At 70.9% G+C, this 18033-nt stretch carries 15 protein-coding genes; 8 read left to right on the top strand and 7 right to left on the bottom strand.

Translation table 11 applies throughout. The annotated features are described in order from the left end of the window. Positions 1 to 34: 34 nt before the first annotated feature. Complete coding sequence (locus AB0B35_RS27905) at positions 35 to 1492, bottom strand: GGDEF domain-containing protein (protein ID WP_361050541.1); 1458 nt, start codon at positions 1490 to 1492, stop codon at positions 35 to 37. Between the two features lie 180 nt (positions 1493 to 1672). Between AB0B35_RS27905 and AB0B35_RS27900 the strand changes: the two genes are divergently transcribed. Continuing rightward, positions 1673 to 1822 carry a hypothetical protein gene (locus tag AB0B35_RS27900; RefSeq protein ID WP_361050538.1) on the top strand — a complete coding sequence of 50 codons (150 nt, stop codon included), beginning with the start codon at positions 1673 to 1675 and terminating at the stop codon, positions 1820 to 1822. A 120-nt stretch (positions 1823 to 1942) separates the two neighbouring features. Here AB0B35_RS27900 and AB0B35_RS27895 read toward each other — a convergent pair whose 3' ends face one another. The 3 genes from AB0B35_RS27895 to AB0B35_RS27885 all read right to left on the bottom strand — a co-directional run bounded on the left by AB0B35_RS27895 (position 1943) and on the right by AB0B35_RS27885 (position 6918). Continuing rightward, a complete protein-coding gene (locus AB0B35_RS27895; RefSeq protein ID WP_361050535.1) occupies positions 1943 to 4285 on the bottom strand; it encodes a hypothetical protein in 2343 nt (780 codons plus the stop codon). Positions 4286 to 4436: 151 nt separating this feature from the next. Further along, on the bottom strand, positions 4437 to 5867 hold the full coding sequence (locus tag AB0B35_RS27890) for a GH1 family beta-glucosidase (protein ID WP_361050532.1): 1431 nt from the start codon (positions 5865 to 5867) through the stop codon (positions 4437 to 4439). A gap of 28 nt (positions 5868 to 5895) precedes the next feature. Beyond that, positions 5896 to 6918 (bottom strand): LacI family DNA-binding transcriptional regulator, encoded by a 1023-nt coding sequence (locus AB0B35_RS27885; protein WP_361050529.1) that lies wholly within the window; start codon positions 6916 to 6918, stop codon positions 5896 to 5898. A 394-nt stretch (positions 6919 to 7312) separates the two neighbouring features. Here AB0B35_RS27885 and AB0B35_RS27880 point away from each other — a divergent pair, with 394 nt between their 5' ends. From AB0B35_RS27880 to AB0B35_RS27865, 4 genes are all read left to right on the top strand, one after another. Further along, positions 7313 to 8623: a sugar ABC transporter substrate-binding protein gene (locus tag AB0B35_RS27880; protein ID WP_360534870.1), complete on the top strand. Its 1311-nt coding sequence runs from the start codon at positions 7313 to 7315 to the stop codon at positions 8621 to 8623. Between the two features lie 133 nt (positions 8624 to 8756). After that, positions 8757 to 9719 carry a sugar ABC transporter permease gene (locus AB0B35_RS27875; protein ID WP_361050526.1) on the top strand — a complete coding sequence of 321 codons (963 nt, stop codon included), beginning with the start codon at positions 8757 to 8759 and terminating at the stop codon, positions 9717 to 9719. 15 nt (positions 9720 to 9734) lie between these two features. After that, the gene (locus AB0B35_RS27870; RefSeq protein WP_361050523.1) at positions 9735 to 10634 is read left to right on the top strand and encodes a carbohydrate ABC transporter permease; all 900 of its coding nucleotides are present in this window, start codon (positions 9735 to 9737) and stop codon (positions 10632 to 10634) included. After that, on the top strand, positions 10631 to 12109 hold the full coding sequence (locus AB0B35_RS27865; RefSeq protein WP_361050520.1) for a trehalase family glycosidase: 1479 nt from the start codon (positions 10631 to 10633) through the stop codon (positions 12107 to 12109). The genes AB0B35_RS27870 and AB0B35_RS27865 overlap by 4 nt, the downstream gene beginning before the upstream one ends. A 576-nt stretch (positions 12110 to 12685) precedes the next feature. Here the strand turns inward: AB0B35_RS27865 and AB0B35_RS27860 are convergent. Then, entirely contained in the window at positions 12686 to 13942 is a 1257-nt protein-coding gene (locus AB0B35_RS27860; RefSeq protein WP_361050517.1) for a GDSL-type esterase/lipase family protein, read from the bottom strand. Between the two features lie 182 nt (positions 13943 to 14124). After that, the gene (locus AB0B35_RS27855) at positions 14125 to 14901 is read right to left on the bottom strand and encodes a pirin family protein (protein ID WP_360534858.1); all 777 of its coding nucleotides are present in this window, start codon (positions 14899 to 14901) and stop codon (positions 14125 to 14127) included. 92 nt (positions 14902 to 14993) lie between these two features. Between AB0B35_RS27855 and AB0B35_RS27850 the strand changes: the two genes are divergently transcribed. Genes AB0B35_RS27850 through AB0B35_RS27840 form a run of 3 tightly spaced genes read left to right on the top strand, consistent with a single transcriptional unit; the run spans position 14994 to position 16822 of the window. Further along, complete coding sequence (locus AB0B35_RS27850) at positions 14994 to 15449, top strand: MarR family transcriptional regulator (protein ID WP_360534856.1); 456 nt, start codon at positions 14994 to 14996, stop codon at positions 15447 to 15449. 24 nt (positions 15450 to 15473) lie between these two features. Then, a complete protein-coding gene (locus tag AB0B35_RS27845) occupies positions 15474 to 16286 on the top strand; it encodes a DNA-formamidopyrimidine glycosylase family protein (protein ID WP_361050514.1) in 813 nt (270 codons plus the stop codon). After that, on the top strand, positions 16283 to 16822 hold the full coding sequence (locus tag AB0B35_RS27840) for a DUF1697 domain-containing protein (protein ID WP_361050511.1): 540 nt from the start codon (positions 16283 to 16285) through the stop codon (positions 16820 to 16822). Before AB0B35_RS27845 ends, AB0B35_RS27840 begins: the two co-directional genes overlap by 4 nt. 139 nt (positions 16823 to 16961) lie before the next feature. On the opposite strand, the gene AB0B35_RS27835 is transcribed toward AB0B35_RS27840, so the two are convergent. Next, positions 16962 to 17999, bottom strand: a complete 1038-nt coding sequence (locus tag AB0B35_RS27835) for a family 2 encapsulin nanocompartment cargo protein polyprenyl transferase (RefSeq protein ID WP_361050508.1) — start codon at positions 17997 to 17999, stop codon at positions 16962 to 16964. Positions 18000 to 18033 lie beyond the last annotated feature (34 nt).

Below are 18033 nucleotides of genomic sequence, written 5' to 3'. Positions count from 1 at the left end.
GTCCAGTCTCCACGGTCGGCGGTGCTCGCGCCGGTCACTCGGCGGGCCACACCGCGTACTGCGGGTCCTGTTTGGCCGTGTACATGGCCAGGTCGGCGCGGCGCAGCGTGGCCTCGGCGGGCTCGTCGGGGCGGCGCAGCGCCACCCCGACGCTGACCGCGCTGCCGCTGTCCCGGGCCGCGGCGACCAGCCGGTCGGCGACCCGGATCGCCTCGGCGTCGTCGCGTACCTCCAGGACCGCGACGAACTCGTCGCCGCCGACCCGGAACAGCTCGTCGCGCTGGCGCAGGCAGTCGCGCATGCCCGTGGCCAGGTCCACGAGCAGCCGGTCGCCCGCGGCGTGCCCGAGCCGGTCGTTGACCTGTTTGAAGTTGTCCACGTCGATGACCAGCAGCGCGGTGCGGCCGGCCCGCGCGGCGGCGAGCCGCTCGGTGAACGGGCCGACGTGACGCAGCCCCGTCAGCGGGTCGGTCTCGGCCAGGGCCTGCATCTGGTGCAGCGCCCCGAGCCGGTCGTAGCACTCGGCGGCGTTGGCCATGAGCAGCTCCAGCACGGTGACCGTGCCCGCGTCGACGCGCACCTGCAGCTCGTCCATGACCAGCATCGCCACCTCCAGCCGCGGATCAGGGGCTGTTCCGCGTACGGGGAAGGCGAGCAGCGTGCGGACACCCGCCTGCACGAGCGGTTCGAACCCGCGTACGTCCTCGCCGGACGGGTCGCCGAGGGTGTGGGAGGCCCCGTGCCGGCACACCGCGTCCACGAGCGCCGACAGCACGTCGGGCGGCAGCTCGGCGACGCGGGTCGGCAGGTCGGATGCCCCGGCGGCGGTGTGCACGGCGGTCTGGCGGAGCGGGTGCTGCGGCTCGCCACGCGGGGTGGCGCGCCGCGTGAGCACCGTCGCGCCGCCCAGGCCGGTGAGTTCGACCGCGGCGCGGCAGGCCATCTCGGCCAGCTGCACGCCGCTGTGCGCGGTGGCGAACATGAGGGTGTGCCGCAGCAGCAGCTCCGCCCGGGACTCGGCGGGCAGGCCGCCCAGTTCGTCGATGCGCCGCCGCAGCCGCAGGCCGACCTCGGCCAGCTCCTCCGCCCACAGCACCGGGTCGGTGACGACGTGGTCGAACTCGATGTTGACCACGCCGATGGGCGGGTCGGGCCGCTCGCTGAGCGGGGCGCAGACCACGGAGCCGACGGGACGTCCGGCGTGCAGGCCCGAGTACGCGATCGAGGCGTCGTCGATCGCCGCCGGGCGGCCCGTGGCCAGCACGTGGCCGACGACGCCGTAGTGGCTCGGCACCGCCGCCGGGGCCTGCCAGGCGCCGCTGAACGCGACCACCGACAGCTGGCCCGGACCGAGCAGCAGCACGTCGACGGCCGCGCCGGTGTGGCCGTGCAGCACCGACACCGCGGCGTTGCAGGCACGCGCCACCGAGTCGCAGCCGGCCGCGACCTGCGCCACGTCCTCGATGACACCTTTACCGAGCCGGGGAGCCATCACATCCCGCCATGCCACGCCGCCTGCCGCGGACCGACCTCCAGCCTAATCCCGGGCACCTGCCCGGCGGCCCGGTTCCGGCTCGGCCGCCGCCCCACCGATGCGGGCCCGGTGGCTATTCTGCGCCGATGACGGGTTCCACGGACCGGCCGCTGGGCCGCGGGGCGGGCGTTCGTCTGGGTGGACGACGAGCTGACCGACCACGACCGTGACTGGGTGGCGGCGCACCACGAGGGCCGGGCGCTGCTGCACCGGGTGAACCCCCGCCGGGGCCTTCAGCCCGCCGACTTCGCCGCCATCCGCGCCTGGCTGGTGGCCCTGGAACGGTGAAGATCGCCGTTTCCGGTCGGAAGATGAGGTCGGACCTCACTTCCTGACCGGAAACGGCGATCTTCGTCCAGCCGGCCCGCCCACGGCCCGGGGGAAGGTGGGACGTGGGCGGGCGGCGGGTCAGATGCGGTAGATGGCCAGGCCCATGACGGCGGGCTTGCCGTACGCGCCGGTGACGTCGATGTTGAGCACGCCGTCGGACACCGTCACGGTGTACGCGCCGTTCTCGCGCCAGTGGCTCAGCGCCAGGTCACCGAGGTTGCTGGCCTTGAGGATGCCCTCCAGGGTGATGTTGAACCGGCGCGTGTTGCCCTGCACCGACTCCATCTCCCAGACGTACACCTGGTAGGTGCCGTTGGCGACGGTCTGCGACATGGTGATGGTGCCCAGGTCCGTGCCGATCAGGCCGGTGTGGAGCATGTCCACGGTGGCCGTGTCGGGCAGCGGGCTGGGCGTGACGGTGTTGGTGTGGGCGGTGCCGCCGGACACGGTGAACCCGGTGGACTGGGCCGTGGTCTGGCTGACCCACTGGTTGCCCTCGATGACGACCGCGGGCCCGTTGAGGTTGATGCCCTTGACGAAACCGGTGGCCGGTGGCGTGGACGGGGACGGCGAGGCGGGCGGTGCGGACGGCGACGGGGAGGTGGTGGACCCGCCGGTGACCACGGCCCGGTCGAGGGTGACGACCGTGCCGGAGGCGCTGGCGTTCTTGGTGCCGGTGTTGCGGATCCGCAGCGTGTGGTTGCCCGCGGCCAGCACCGGGCTGGTCCAGACCGCCACGTCGCCGGTCTTGGCCGCGGCGTACAGGTCGACGTTGACCTCGGTGCCGCCGTCGATCGACACCGCGGCGATGCCGTGGTGCGAGCCGGTCACGGCCCGGTAGACGACCCGGGTGCCGTTGAAGGCCAGCGTCGCGGTCTCTCCGCTGTTGAGGCTCCAGCTCTGCGAGGCGTTGTAATACACCGCCGGGGCGGTCTCGTCGCAGCCGGCGCAGTGGTTCCAGCCGCTGTAGTTCCACTGGTTCTGCCCGGTGCCCTGGGTCGCGTCGTCGACGTTGACCGTGCCCGGCGGCTGCGGCGACGCGCTGGGCGACGGCGACGGCGAGGCCGGGGGAGACGGCGGCGGCGACGACGGCAGGACCCCGCCGTTCTTCGCGATCAGGCGCGCGGCCTGGGTCGCGAACATCTGGTACGCCGGGTCGTACTGCGACTTGGTGGTGTCGGGTTCGCCGTAGATGGAGAAGCCCTCGCCGTTGTCGGGCGGCCAGATGAACGTGGCCGGGTCGACGGTGTCGTCCTGCGGGTGCGGCCTGGTCGCCGGGGGCACGACCTTGCCCTCGACCCGCCAGGACAGCCAGCCGGCGCAGTCGTTGTTGTTGTAGATCGTGTCGGCCCAGCCGCTGTAGATGCTCGACCGGGTGACCTTCTCCGCCGCGCTGCGGGCCGGGTAGGCGAACTCCTGCATGAGGACCGGTTTGCCGGAGGCCACCGCCGTCGCGCAGTGCTGGGTGATCAGGTTGTTGACCTGCGCGGGGGAGATGTTGTGGTACGTCGGGTAGGTGTGCCAGGTCTGGAAGTCGATCGCCGGCACGTTGGCGGCCTCGGTGTTCGGGTCGGAGCCCGCCTGCCCGCCGTAGAAGCCCTCACTGCCGGTGGTGACCAGCTGCTGCGCGCCCTGCGCCTTGATGTAGGACGCCATCTCCTGGTACCAGCCCTGGGCCAGGGACACCGAGCTGACCTCGGGCTCGTTCATCAGGTCCCAGGCGAAGATCGTCGGATCGTCCTTGTACTTCACACCCGTGATGCTGTTGGTGCGGTTGAGCACGAAGCTCACCCAGTCCTTGTACAGCTGCTTGGTGCGGGAGTCGCTGTAGAAGAACGTGTAGCGCTGGGCGTGGCTGGACCCGTTGTAGCCGGGGATGTACCACGAGTTGATCTGCTGGGTGCCGCCCGCCCACTGCCAGAAGTCCATCATCGCGATGTTGAGCTTCAGGCCGAGCTGCCCGGCCCTGGCGATGACGTAGTCCCAGCGGCCCAGCCCGTTGGTGGTGCTCGGGTTGAAGGCGTAGGTGTTGGTGGCGGTGTCCCAGTAGATCAGGTACGTGCCGTGCATGCCCATGTTGGACGCGTCGCCGGTGCTGGCCGGGTTCCAGATGTGCGGCTTGGTGGTGCCGTCCAGCGACCCGATGACCGAGTGCAGGATGCCGCGTACGACGTTGTAGTTGCTCGCGTCGGCGTAGCCGAGCATCGAGTCGACCTCGGCGCGGGTGCCCCAGCCTAGGTAGTGGCTGTTGGTGCCCGCGACGTAGAACGGCTTGCCGTCGAGCATGAACTTGGTGCCGGAGGTGGTGACGAAGCCGGGGGCGGCGTTCGCCTTGTTGCCGACGAGCAGGGGTAGTGCCACGGCGAGGACCATCGCAATCATGAGCGGGATGGCGAGCCGGTTGAGCCGAAGAGCTTTCATGCCAGGTCTCCTACCTGTGTCTCTCCTGGTGCTCTGGGGGGGAGCGCCGCGTCCGGGGCCGGGCGCCCCGAACGCGACGTGCTTCGATTAATGCGCATCTTTCAACCATCACGGACACAGGCGTCCCCGGGTCCGGTTCTTGCGACGCCCGTCAGCCGGCTGCGGGCGGGTCCAGTGGAGGGATGGCGTTCGCGGCGATGACCTGCCGGAACCAGTGGCCGCTGTCCTTGACGGTGCGGCGCTGGGTGTCGCGGTCGACGTGGATGAGGCCGAAGCGCTGGCTGTAGCCGTACACCCACTCGAAGTTGTCGATCAGGGACCACATCACGTAGCCGCGCACGTCCACGCCGTCGGTGATCGCGTCGTGCAGCGCGGCCAGGTGCGCGTGCAGGTAGGCGACCCGGCCCGCGTCGTCCACGCGCCCGTCCGGGCCGACCGTGTCCGGTGAGGCCACCCCGTTCTCGGCGATGACGATCGGCACCGGGCCGTAGTCGTGCCGGATGCGGTTGAGCAGCTCGCGCAGCGCGGCAGCGTCGACGACGCCGTGGATCGTGGACGGCCCGTCGGCGGGCGCGATGTGCACCAGGCCGTCGCTGCCGACCCACCGGTTGTACGGGTCGGCGGGCCCGGGACCGGCGGCGACGTACAGCGGCGTGTAGTAGTTCACGCCCAGCACGTCGATCGGCGAGGTCGCCGTCGCCAGGTCCCCGTCGCGCACGAAACCCCAGTCGGTGATGTGCGCCGTGTCGGCGATCAGGTCGGCCGGATACTGCCCGCGCAGCAGCGGGTCGAGGAAGATCCTGTTGCGCAGGGCGTCGGCGCGGCGTACCGCGTCCTGGTTTTCCTGGGTGTCCACCGGCGTGCGGACCGGGGCCGGGTTGAGCGCGATCGAGACCTGTGCGGTGCCCGGCAGCGCGGCCCGCAGCGCCTGCACGCCCAGGCCGTGGGCGAGGTTGAGGTGGTGCGCGACGGTCAGCGTGGTGGCGTCGTCGGCGACGCCCGGGGCGTGGATGCCCGAGGCGTGGCCGAGGAACGCGGTGCACCACGGCTCGTTGAGGGTGACCCACAGCGGCACCCGGTCGCCCAGGCGCGCCGCGACCAGGGCCGCGTAGTCGGCGAAGCGCTCGGTCATGTCCCGGTTCGCCCAGCCGCCCGCGTCCTGCAGCACCTGCGGGTGGTCCCAGTGGTAGAGCGTCAGCATCGGCTCGATGCCGTTGGCCAGCAGCTCGTCCACCAGCCGGGAGTAGAAGTCCAGCCCCTTGACGTTGGCCGCGCCGCGCCCGTCCGGCTGCACCCGCGGCCAGGACACCGAGAAGCGGTACGTGTTCAGGCCCAGCTGCGCCATCAGCGCCACGTCGTCGCGGTAGCGGCGGTAGTGGTCGACGGCCAGGTCGGCCCGGTCGCCGTTGTCCACCCGCCCGGGGACTGCGGTGAAGGTGTCCCAGACCGAGGGCGTGCGCCCGTCGGCGTCCAGGGCGCCCTCGACCTGGAACGCCGCCGTCGCCGCGCCCCAGCGGAACCCGGCGGGGAACTCCGGCGGTGCGTGGCGGCGGTCGGGCGCGGTCTGGCTGGGGGCGGTCATCGGCGGCACTCCTTGCGGGTCAGGGCGGTCAGGACGTGCGGTATTTCCCGGTACTGCCGCGCGGCAGCAGCCGGTAGGGCTCGGCGGGCTGGGAGTCGGCCCCCGGCCCGCCGTCGATGGCGGCGAACAGCATGCGCGCCGCCTGCGCGCCCCGGCCCGGGATGTCGTGGGCCAGCGCGGTCAGCTTCGGGTTGACCAGCCGGCACAGCCGGGAGTCGTTGAACGCGACCAGGGACAGCTCGTCCGGAACGGACAGCCCCATCTCCAGGGCGACCTCCAGGCCGGTCACCGCGGTCAGGTCGGTGTGGTAGACGATCGCGGTCGGCCGGTCCGGGGAGGCCAGCAGCCGCCGGGTGGCCTGTGCGCTGTCCTCGTCGGAGTAGTCCGCGCGCACCGTGACCGGTTCGGGCAGGCCGCGCAGGCGGCAGACCTCGTGCAGGGCGGTGGTGCGGTCGACGATGTGGCGCATGTCCGGGTCGCCCGCGACGTGGGCGAGCCGGCGGTGGCCGAGCGCGGCCAGGTACTCGACGACGTCGGTCATGCCGGCCGCGTCCTGCGACCAGATGCTCGGCAGCGAGCCGGTCCCGGCGGGGCCGCCGATGACGACGGCGGGCAGGTGCAGGTCTTCGAGCACCCCGACGCGTGGGTCGTCGTCGCGCAGGTTGAGCACGATGACGCCGTCGACGCGGTGCTCGGCCCACCAGCGGCGGTAGGTCGCGATCTCGGCCTCGGTGTCCTCGACGACCTGGAGGTTGAGTCCGCAGGAGCGGGCCGACAGCTCGGACTCCAGACCGCTGATCAGCTCCATGGTGAACGGCTCGGCCCCGAGCAGCCGCGCGGGGCGCTGCAGGGCCAGGCCGATCGCGCCGGCTCGGCCGCCGCGCAGGGCACGGGCCGCGCTGTGCGGCCGCCAGCCCAGCTCGGACGCCACGGCCAGCACCCGCTGGCGGGTCTCCTCGGAGACGCCCGGCTGGTCGTTGAGCGCGAAGGAGACCGCCGACCGGGAGACTCCGGCACGGCCGGCGATGTCGGCGATGGTGGGGCGCTTCACGGCCGTCCTCCGTTCCGCATGGGCAGCTCCCTGGTCGTTGGCACTAAACCGATTTTGTTACGGACCGGGACAGTAGCAGCGCGCTCCGTCGCGCGGAAGACCCCGGTCGATCCAGCCGTGGCCCGGCGGGATCTGTTGAACCACGGGAGATGTCTGCTCATCTGCGGTGATGCTCCTCTGAGGATGTGGCGGAAAAGTTTCCGGCGTAACACGGTGTTGACGTACCTGTGGGGGCGGGCTATGGTCCCGGTCACTGTTTCGATTTAGTTCGCCATCGCGTCTAGATGGATCGCGACAGGACCGCCGGGGCACCACTCCGGGGGCCCGCCCGATGCCGGCCGGACGCAACGCTTCCGCACCTCTCCACGCGCATCGCACCTCACAGGAGTTCACTATGGAGCATGCTCGATCCAGGAAGTCCCGCCGGAGGCCCGGCGTCGTCCTGAGCGCGCTGCTGCTGGCCGCGTCGCTCGTCACGGCGGCCTGCGGCGGCGGTGACGAGCCCGAGGCCGCCGGCGGCCCGGTCACCATCAGCTGGGGCTGGTGGAGCAACACCCCCGAGAAGGACGCGCTCTACCGCAAGTGGCTCGACGGCTTCGAGGCCGCCAACCCCAACATCAAAATCAAGTCCGAGTTCCTGCCCTGGGACGCGTACTGGGACAAGGTCAAGACCACGACCGCGGGCGGCAACGCCTACGACGTCGTCGGCCTGTGCTCCTGCTTCGCGGCGTCGTACTTCGACAACGAGGTCTTCGCCGACCTCAAGAAGATGGACGGCTACGCCGACGCCGTCAAGGGCGCCCAGCCCGGCCCGGTCGGCGTCTTCGGCTGGCAGGACAAGCAGTACGCGATGCCCGTCGGCATCTCCGTGCCGCTGGTCGGCTACAACAAGGACCTGTTCAAGGCTGCGGGCGTCGCCGACCCGGACCCGGCCGTGCCGATGACCCTGGACGCCTTCAAGGAGATGGCCAAGAAGCTCACCAAGGTCAACGGCTCCGGCAAGGTCACCCAGTACGCCCTGCACCCGGGCAGCCTCAACTTCTGGGAGTCGCTGATCGCGATGCGCGGCGGCTCGATGTACGACAACTTCGTCAGCCCGACGAAGGTCACCATCAACACCCCGCAGGGCATCGCCGGCCTGGCCGACTACGCCGGCCTGTTCACCGACAAGATCGTGCCGCCGATCGACGAGCAGCGCGAGAACCAGTGGCTCAACGGTGACCTGGACAGCCTGCGCACCGGCAAGGTCGCCATGGCCCGGGTCGGTCCCTGGAACTTCGCCGACATCGCCGCCAAGTCCCCGAACATCGGCGTCTTCCCGCTGCCGAAGGTCGGCGACAGCCTGGTCCTCTACTCCGGCGCCAACGGGTACGCGATCTCCGCGGAGAGCGAGCACCCCAAGGAGGCCTGGGCGTTCCTGAAGTGGATGCTCAAGACCGAGAACCAGGTCGAGTTCGCCAAGTTCAGCGACGTGCCGGTCGACGTCGAGGCGCTGAAGAAGCTGCCGGACTTCATCACCCCGAAGGACTTCGCGCCGACCCTGCTGGCCTCCGTGCCGGCCTTCCGCCCCGGTCTGCTGACCGTCAAGGAGGAGCTGGGCAAGGACGTCGGCCTGATCATCGACGACCTGGGCCGCGGCAAGCTCACCCCCGAGCAGGCCGCCGCCGAGATCGAGAAGAAGGGCAACGCGCTGCTGGCGCAGTGACCCGTCCCTGCGGCGACGCCCCACACGCGCGGGGCGTCGCCGCCCGGGCCCGGCCGCCACGGGGGCGGCCGGGCCCACCCCGCCCGACCCCATCCGCGCCCGTTCCCGCAGGTCCCGACCGGAGGCGTACCGCATGACCATGGCTCTTAACCCGCAGCGGCCCAAGCGCCGCTGGTGGCGGCGGGAGGGGGTGCAGGGATACCTCTACATCAGCCCGTGGCTGCTGGGCTTCCTGATGTTCGGCGTCGCGCCGCTCATCGCCGCGTTCATGACCAGCCTGTCCAAGGCCAACGTGTTCCGCACGATCCGGTTCGTGGGCACCGACAACTACGAGAAGATCCTCACGAACGACCCGGTGTTCGCCACCATCGCCGGGAACATGCTGATCTACGTGATCGGCTCGACGATCATCTCGATCGGCCTGGGCCTGATCCTGGCGCTGCTGCTGTTCAAGGACTTCCGCGGCAACCACGTCTTCCGCACCCTGATCTACGTGCCCAGCCTGCTCGTCGGCATCGCCACCGCGTACCTGTTCAAGCAGGTGTTCCGGGGCGGCGAGGTGGGCCTGGCCAACATGTTCCTCAGCCTGTTCGGCACCGAGCCGGTGAACTGGCTCGGCGACTCGGACAAGCCCTGGCTCGCGCTGGTCGCGCTGATCCTGGTCAACGTATGGTTCGCCGGCGGCACCATGCTGATCTTCCTCGCCGGGCTCAAGGGCATCCCGGCCAGCTACTTCGAGGCCGCCCGCGTCGACGGGGCCGGGCCGTGGCAGATGTTCCGCAAGGTCACCCTGCCGCTGCTGTCGCCGGTCATCGTCTTCAACACGGTCATGGCGCTGATCGGGCACATCCAGGTCTTCGAGACCCCGCTCGCGTTCGCCAACAGCGGCGGCGTCGCCACCGGCAACCCGCTCGGCTACGAGAACAGCCTCGGCACCTTCGTCACCTACCTGTACGTCAAGGGCTTCGTCTACCAGGACATGGGCTACGCCTCGGCGCTGGCGTTCATCATGTTCGCCGCGACCCTGCTGCTGACCGGCCTGGTGCTCTGGCTGGCCCGGCGCTTCACCGCGTACGGCGACGCCGACCAGAACTGACCCCGGAGGACTGTCATGCACGACGTGTTGGAGCGTCCCGCCGCGACGACGCCCGCCCCGCCCGCCGCGAACCCGGTCAAGCGCCGCCGCAACAGCCGCACGCGCTGGGAGCTGACCGCGCGGATCACCGCGCTGAGCCTGTTCTGCCTGCTGCTGCTGTTCCCGTTCGTGTGGCTGGTGTCGCAGTCGCTCAAGGACACCAACCAGTACTTCGCCGTGCCGTTCGAGTGGATCCCCAGCCCGTTCCGCTGGGAGAACTTCACCGACGTCATCTTCAAGTACGAGTTCCTGCACTACATCGGCAACAGCCTGTGGCTGGCGGTGTACGCCGTCGTGGTCAACATCCTGTCGTCGTCGTTCGTCGCGTACGGCTTCTCGCGGTTCCGCTTCCCCGGCCGCAACGCGCTGTTCATGGTCGTGCTCGCCACCATGATGCTGCCCGGCCAGGTCATGACGATCTCGCTGTACCGCTTCTACCGCGACATCGGCTGGATCGACACCTTCTACCCGCTGCTGGTCCCGAAGCTGTTCGGGGCCGCGTTCGAGATCTTCCTGTTCCGGCAGTTCTTCCTCAGCCTGCCCCGCGAGATCGACGAGGCCGCCCGCATCGACGGCTGCGGCACCCTGCGCACCTGGTGGCACATCATCCTGCCGCAGTCCAAGCCGGTCATCATCGTCGTCGCCGTGTTCACGTTCCTGGGCAGCTGGCGGGAGCTGTTCGGCCCGCTGATCTACCTCACCGGGGAGGAGAACCGCACCCTGCCGCTGGGGCTGCTGTACTTCACCTCGCCGTTCGGCTCGTCGCTGCCCATGCTGATGGCCGCCATCGTCATCTCGCTCATCCCACCCGTCGTCCTGTACGCCCTCGGGCAGAAGTACATCGACAAGGGCGTCGCCATCGCGGAGATCAAATGAACCTGCCCCAGCCTGTCGCTCTTCGCCGGCCGTTGGACCGGGCCGCGCTGCCCGCCCCGGTGCTGGACGCCGAACCCGAGCTCGTCGAGCTGTACTGGGCCGCGTGGGAGCTGGCGTACCAGCACGTCGTGACGCGGGAGGGGGCGCCGCGCTCGCCGTACATGGACGAGGGGTTCGATCCGGACACGATCTGGATCTGGGACACGTGCTTCATGGCGCACTTCTGCAAGTACGCCCCCGACCTGTTCCCCGGGGTGGAGAGCTTCGACAACTTCTACCGGCCGATGTACGACGGTTCGCCGACGTCGTTGAAGATCCATCACCCGGACAACCCGCCGCTGTTCGCCTGGTCCGAGGAGGAGTACGTCCGCCACACCGGCGACCTGGACCGGGTCCGGTGGCTGCTGCGCGATCGCCGCTACCTGCAGCAGCACTTCGCGTTCATGGAGGGCACCCCGGCCGGCAGCCGCTTCCCGCACAGCAACATCCTGACCACCGTGCAGCGCGTGCCGCGCGGCTACCTGTGGGAGGGCGTGACCAGCGGCATGGACAACACGCCCCGCGCCCCGATCCAGGGTGAACACGGCACCTCCGGCGGCATCCTGTGGTTCGACGTCGCCGCTCAGCAGGCGTTGTCGGCCCGCTCCATCGCCACGCTCGCCAGGCTCATCGGGGATTCGGCCCTCGCCGAGGAGTACGACGCGCACCACGCGCGGCTCGTCGCGCTGGTCGACGACTTCTGGTCGGCCGAGCACGGGTTCTACCTCGACCGCTTCGCCGAGGAGCCGTACAACTTCCACCGGGTACGCACGCCCGCGGCGTACTGGCCCCTGCTGGCCGGGGCCTGCGACGCCGCCCAGGCCGATGCGCTGGCCGCAGCTCTGGCCGACCCGAAGTGCTTCGGGGGACCGGTGCCCTGGCCGTCGGTGGCCCGCGACGACCCGGAGTTCCGCTCCGACGGCATGTACTGGCGCGGCGGGGTCTGGATCCCGGTCGCCTACGCGAGCGCCCGTGCCCTGGCCGACTCCGGCCACCCCGGCCTGGCCCACCGCGCATCCCTCGACCTGATCCGCCACATGGCCGCCACCTGGTCGTCCTACTCGCCCCCGACGATCTGGGAGGCCTACTCACCCACCCGCCCGGCCCCCTCGACGGCCAAGGACGACCGCACCCCCGTACGCCCCGACTTCTGCGGCTGGTCCGCTCTGGCGCCGATCTCCATGCTCATCGAACACGTCCTCGGCTTCCGTGTCGACGCCCTCACCCGCACCCTCCACTACCGCCCCCACCTGCCCGGCCGCACCGGCATCCGCAACCTCCGCCTCGCCGACACCCGCATCACCGTCATCGCCGACGACACCACCCTCACCGTCGACACCGACGGCCCCCTCACCCTCGCCCTCCCCGACCGCACCATCCCCCTCACCCCCGGCCACCACCGTTTGGAAAGGAAGGGCACCTTCACATCGCCATAGGTAGAGCAGGGGCACCTTATTAACGCGGCATGCCTGCTGAGCTGCGGCGGAAGCACGCTGCTGGTAGGCAGGGCGTGGGCAGCGCGAGGAGGGCAGGCGGCCGCGCCGTGCGTCACGCCGTCTTTGCCGGCCATGGTGCGGGTGAATTCGGCGGCGAGGTCGAAGCCGTACATCCCGCAGATCTGCAGCGCTCGCTCCTGCAGGCTCTCCAACTCCGTCATGGTCTGCCCGTCTGCTCCGTCGCGACGCCGCACGGTATCGCGTCGCCCGCCCGCCATGGGGCGCAAGCACGCAGGTGGCCGCAGGTGAGGAGTTAAGAAGGTGCCCTTCCTCTACGAAAAGCGATGTGAAGGTGCCCTTCCTTCATGCAGTGGCGGCGCACCCCTCAGGGGTGCGCCGCCGCCGTTGTGTCAGAGGCCCTGAGCGGCCTACTCGAGTGCGAACTCCAGCGCGTACTCGAGAGCGAACTCCAATGCGGACATGGCGAACACCACCTTTCCGAGGACTGCCTGACGTGCGTGGACTCAGCTTCCTGCCCTCGCAACAAAGTGTCAAGCAACTCTATATTTAGATTGATTACGATCCGGTCAACAGATCCAGTGGCACGGCCTTCGCGATCGCCTCGTTGCCCGCGTCGTTGGGGTGGATGTGGTCGCCGCTGTCGAATGCCGTGCGCAGTTTGCCGGACGCGTCGGGGTCGCGGAGCACGGCGTCGAGGTCGATGACGTCGTCGAACTGGTCGCTGTCGCGCAGGTACGCGTTCACCGCGAGCCGGGTGTTCTCCTTGCCGGGTGTCCACGAGCTGAAGCCCTGGAACGGCCCCAGCGTGCAGGCCAGCACGCGCAGGCCGAGCTGGCGGGCCTGGGTGGCGAGCTGGCGCAGGCCGAAGATGATGCGCTCGGGGGAGTCGTCGTAGATCTGGATGTCGTTGATGCCCAGCGCGACGACGACCGTGTGCACGCCGGTCTGGCCGGGGGCGTCGCGCAGGAAGCGGGCCAGGCCGTTGACGCCGAGTTCGGGAAAGCCGATCTCGGAGCCGTCGTGGGTCAGCGCGTTGCCGGCCAGGCCGAGGTTGAGCACGGCCGGGTCGGCGTCCGCCGGGTCGTCGTGCAGGCGGGTCGCCAGGTAGTCGGTCCAGCGCCGGTGCAGGCCGAGCGTGGAGCCGTTGCCCGCGGTGAGCGAGTCGCCGAGGACCGCCACGGACCCGGCCGCGTGCTTGGCGCGCACGTCGACGCCGCTGAGGAAGAACCAGTAGTTGCGGCTGTCGGTGACCGTGTACTCGGCCTTGGCGGCCTGGTCGCCCGCGCCGATGTACGCCGGCTCGCGGGCGTTGAACTGGAACGTCACCGGGCCGGTCGCCGCGGGCAGGAAGACGCTGACGGTCAGCTCCTGCAGCGCCTGCACGGGCATCGGCACCGGGTCGCTGAGCACCTGGCCGCCCTTGGGCACGGTGACCTGCTGGCGGCCGTCGAAGGTCAGCTCGCGCAGGGTGGCGGGCTGGATCTGCGGGGTGTCGTTGGCGACCGGCAGTGCCAGCGTCGCCCGGCCGATGGTCAGCGGCTGCGTGCCGTACGCGTTCGACAGGCGGATGCGGGTCTCGTCGCCGCCGACCGAGGTGCGCACGGTCATGCGTACCGTCTGGTTGGTGAAGCCCTTGCCGGCGATGCCGCCACCCGCCGGGGCCAGCGCGGCCGCCCACGTGCCCACCCAGCCCTCGCCGGGCGCGGCCTCGGCCGGCGAGCCGGACCGGCCCCACGCGACGGCCAGCGTGAGCGCGGTGGCGACGAGCACGGCGGCCGCGACGACGACGCGCCGCTGCGAGGGATTGGCCACGGACATCGACCTTCCAGGCGGGACGCCGCACCACGTCGCGCGATGTCCGGGTAGGAGGCCATCAAAGTCCTGTCAGCGTACGTACGTCAATACGTCGATCACCCGACAGGCTTGGCGGGGTGGAAGCCGGACCTCCGGCCGCATTGGGGCGCAGGGTCGGAGATCCGGCAGCTGTGGGGCCGTCAGCCGGCGATGGTGGCGTGCATCTCCCAGATCATCACCTCGGCGGGGCCGCTCGCGGTGATGCGCTGGCCGCCGCTGCCCGTCAGGCGTACGGCGTCGCCCTGGGCCAGGGGGCCGGCCTGCTCCATGGTCACCGAACCGCGGGCCACGAACAGGTGCAGGTACGGCGCGTTCGGCAGCTCGACACTGCCGCCCGCCTCCAGCCGGGCGACGTGCAGCGCGGCGTGCCGGTTCTTGATCCGGATCGCGGCCGCGCCGTCGTGCTGCTTCATGCCGGAGGCCACCGTCACCAGGCCGCCGCGCAGCAACTCGTCGTCGATCTCGAGCTGCTCGTAGCCGGGCTTGATGCCGTCGGTGTCCGGGACCACCCACATCTGGATGAAGTGCACCGGGTCGGCGTGCTTGCTGCCCTCCAGCCGCCAGGAGTCGTTCTTCTCCGAGTGCAGGATGCCCTTGCCTGCGCTCATCCGCTGGGCCAGGCCCGGGTAGATGATGCCGGAGTGGCCGGTCGAGTCCTGGTGCACCAGCGAACCGCGCAGCACCCAGGTCACGATCTCCATGTCGCGGTGCGGGTGCGTCTCGAAGCCCATGCCGGGCTTGACGATGTCGTCGTTGTTGACCAGCAGCAGCCCGTGGTGGGTGTTGCGCGGGTCGTAGTGGCGACCGAACGAGAACGAGTGCTTGGAGTCCAGCCAGCCGATGCGGGTCTTGGCCCGCTCGTCGGCGTACCGGACGTCGATGAGCTCGCGGCGGGGCTTGGCGGTGGAGGTCTTCACGGCCGTGCCTTTCGATCAGGTCGTTGCGTTGTCAACGAGTGCAGCATACATGACATTGTTGCGCGGTCAACTATTCCCGGTAGACTGCAGCCATGGCTGAGACGCGCTGGCTGGACGACGACGAGCAGGCGACCTGGCGGGCGTACCTGGAGGGCACCCGGCTGCTGATCCACGCGCTGGACCGGCAGCTCGAAACGGACTCCGGGGTCTCTTTCGCCGATTACGAGCTGCTCGTCCTGCTCTCCGAGGCGCCGGGACACCGGCTGCGCATGCGTGATCTGGCCGACGCCAGCTTCACCTCCCGCAGCGGGGTGACCCGTGCGGTGACCAGGCTGGAGGACGCAGGCTGGGTGCGCCGCGTCGAATGCGACGCCGACCGGCGCGGCATGCACGCCGAGCTGACCGAGGCGGGCGCGGCCAAGCTCGCCGCCGCCGCGCCCGGCCACGTCGGCGCGGTGCGCGAGCACATGTTCGACCACCTCAGCCAGGCCGAACAGGAGCACATCCGCGAGGCGTACACCCGGATGCGGGCGCATCTGCGTCCCTGAGCCGGCCCCGGATATCGTGTACCGATGCCCGAGGGTCACACCGTACGCCGGCTCGCCGAGCGGCACCGCGAGCTGTTCGCGGGGGAGCCGGTCGCCGTCACCAGCCCGCAGGGCAGGTTCGCCGAGGGCGCGGCCCGCATCAGCGGCGCGGTCCTGCTCGACACCGAGGCGTACGGCAAACACCTGCTGCACCACTACGGCGACGTCAGCCTGCACGTGCACCTGGGGCTCTACGGCAAGTTCGCCGACGGCGACCTGCCCGTGCCGGCGCCCGTCGGCCAGATCCGGCTGCGTTTGGCCAACACCCGGCACTGGCTCGACCTGCGCGGCCCGACCGCCTGCGAACTGCTCGACCCGCCCGAGGTCGACGCGCTGCGGGCCCGGCTGGGCGCCGACCCGCTGCGCCCCGACGCCAAACCCGAGCAGGCGTACGAGCGCATCCGCCGCAGTGACCAGGCTCTCGCGGCGCTGCTGCTCGACCAGTCGGTCGTGGCGGGCACCGGCCTGATCTTCGTCCTGGAGGCGCTGTTCCGGGCCGGGCTGGCCCCGACCACGCCCGGCCGCAGGCTCACCCCCGCCGGGTGGCGGGAGCTGTGGGCCGACCTGGTCGACCTGATGGGCAAGGCCGTGGTCAGCGGCCGGATCGACACGGTACGCCCGGAGCACGAGCCGCAGGCGATGGGCCGTCCGCCACGGGTCGACCGGCACGGCGGCGAGGTCTACGTGTACCGCCGTCCCGGCCTGCCCTGCCTGGCCTGCGGCACCGAGGTGAGCCGTGGGGAGCTGGCCGGGCGCAATTCGTACTGGTGCGCGACGTGTCAGAAGGGGGCGGCGTGACGCGGTACGCCGGGTTGCTGCGCGGGATCAACGTGGGCGGCAACAAGAAGATCGCCATGGCCGACCTGCGCAAGCTGGTCGAGGGCCTGGGCCACGCGGACGTGAGGACGCTGCTGCAGAGCGGCAACGTGGTGTTCGGCAGTGACTCCTCGGACCAGGCCGCCCTGGCCGTCGAGCTGGAGCGGGCCATCGAGGCCGAGCTGGGTCTGTCCGTCGGCTGCCTGGTGCGCGACGGGGCCGACCTGGCCCGCATCGTCGCGGCCAACCCGCTCGGCGAGATCGCTGACAACCCGTCCCGCCAGTTCGTGGTGTTCCTGTCCGGCCCGGTGGACCCGGCGAAGCTGACCGAGGTCGAAGCGCTGGCCAAACCGGGGGAGCGGCTCGCGGCAGGGGAGCGCGAGGTCCACATGTGGCTGCCCGACGGCGCGGCCGAGACCAAGCTGACCCACCTGCTCTTCCAGAAGCGCCTCGGCGTCACCGTCGCCACCGCCCGCAACTGGAACACGGTGACCAAACTCTCCGCCCTCCTCACCTGACCCCGCCCTGCCGCGTCGAGCTGCCCCGCGCCGTCCACCCCGTTCCGTCGTAGACGCCGGCCTGTCACATCGAAGATCCGTGCCTCGGATTCGATGAGACAGGCCAGCGTCCACGTAAATCGGGCCGCGGGGGCGGACATCAGTGGTGGCGGTGGGTGGCCAGGCGGGCCAGGGCGTGGAGCTGGGAGGCGGGGGCCAGGGCCAGGTCGGCGGCGTGCAGGCGGCGCAGGGCCTGGGCGAGCAGGGCGTCGGCGCGGGCGCGGGCCCAGGCGCGGGCGCCGGCGGCGTCGACGAGTTCGGCCGCGCGAGTCAGGTCGGGGCCGTCGAGGGGGCCCTGGCGCTGGTACAGCAGGGCCAGTTCGTGGCCGGCGGGGGTGCCGGAGGTGAGCGCGGCGACGACCGGCAGCGACTTCTTGCGGCTGGCCAGGTCGGAGTGCACCGGTTTGCCGGTGACCGCGGGGTCGCCCCAGATGCCGAGCAGGTCGTCGACGAACTGGAAGGCCAGCCCCGTCCGGCGGCCGAACTCGGTCAGCGCCGCGACCTGCTCGGCGGTGCCGCCGCCGAGCAGGGCGCCGAGCGCGCACGCCCCGCCCAGCAGCGCGGCCGTCTTCGCCTCGGCCATCGACAGGCACTCGGCCAGGCGTACGTCGTCGCGTTCCTCGAACTCCAGGTCGGCGCTCTGGCCGTCGAGCAGTTCCTGGACCGCGATGTTGAGCAGCCGGCCCGCCTCGGGCACCGCCGCATGCCCGCAGCCGGCGAGCACGTCGAAGCCGAGCGCGAGCAGCGCGTCCCCGGCGAGGATGGCCGGGGCCTGCCCGAACACCGTCCACGCGGTGGGCCGGTGCCGCCGGGTGACGTCGCCGTCCATGATGTCGTCGTGCAGCAGCGAGAAGTTGTGGATCAACTCCACCGCCACCGCCGCGGGCACCGCCTGTGCCGCGTCGGCGCCCACGGCTTCGGCCGCCACCAGCGCCAGCGCGGGCCGGATCGCCTTTCCGGCGTCACCGCTGGCCGGGGTGCCGTCGGCGTCCCACCAGCCGAAGTGGTACCCCGAAATGCGGCGCATCGAGGGCCGCAGCGTGCCGACCGCGGTTCTTAACGCGGGGTCGACGAGGGTGCGGCTCCACGCCAGCACGTCCCGTGCGGACTGACCGCGTGCCATCTCCACAGTGCTCATGGTGCTACCACCTCTCCGAAGGGCTTACGACAGG

The sequence above is a fragment of the Catellatospora sp. NPDC049133 genome, from assembly GCF_040648455.1.
Classification (GTDB): Bacteria; Actinomycetota; Actinomycetes; order Mycobacteriales; family Micromonosporaceae; genus Catellatospora; species Catellatospora aurea.
Note: the sequence above shows the minus strand (reverse complement) of the source record. Positions and strands in the feature narration are given on the sequence as shown.

Bases quoted from the DNA above. Each gene is read 5' to 3' on its own strand.
- AB0B35_RS27865 (WP_361050520.1), top strand. From the start codon at position 10,631: ATGAACCTGCCCCAGCCTGTCGCTCTTCGCCGGCCGTTGGACCGGGCC.
- AB0B35_RS27845 (WP_361050514.1), top strand. From the start codon at position 15,474: ATGCCCGAGGGTCACACCGTACGCCGGCTCGCCGAGCGGCACCGCGAG.
- AB0B35_RS27880 (WP_360534870.1), top strand. From the start codon at position 7,313: ATGGAGCATGCTCGATCCAGGAAGTCCCGCCGGAGGCCCGGCGTCGTC.
- AB0B35_RS27905 (WP_361050541.1), bottom strand. From the start codon at position 1,492: ATGGCTCCCCGGCTCGGTAAAGGTGTCATCGAGGACGTGGCGCAGGTC.
- AB0B35_RS27835 (WP_361050508.1), bottom strand. From the start codon at position 17,999: ATGAGCACTGTGGAGATGGCACGCGGTCAGTCCGCACGGGACGTGCTG.
- AB0B35_RS27895 (WP_361050535.1), bottom strand. From the start codon at position 4,285: ATGAAAGCTCTTCGGCTCAACCGGCTCGCCATCCCGCTCATGATTGCG.
- AB0B35_RS27890 (WP_361050532.1), bottom strand. From the start codon at position 5,867: ATGACCGCCCCCAGCCAGACCGCGCCCGACCGCCGCCACGCACCGCCG.
- AB0B35_RS27870 (WP_361050523.1), top strand. From the start codon at position 9,735: ATGCACGACGTGTTGGAGCGTCCCGCCGCGACGACGCCCGCCCCGCCC.
- AB0B35_RS27850 (WP_360534856.1), top strand. From the start codon at position 14,994: ATGGCTGAGACGCGCTGGCTGGACGACGACGAGCAGGCGACCTGGCGG.
- AB0B35_RS27875 (WP_361050526.1), top strand. From the start codon at position 8,757: ATGACCATGGCTCTTAACCCGCAGCGGCCCAAGCGCCGCTGGTGGCGG.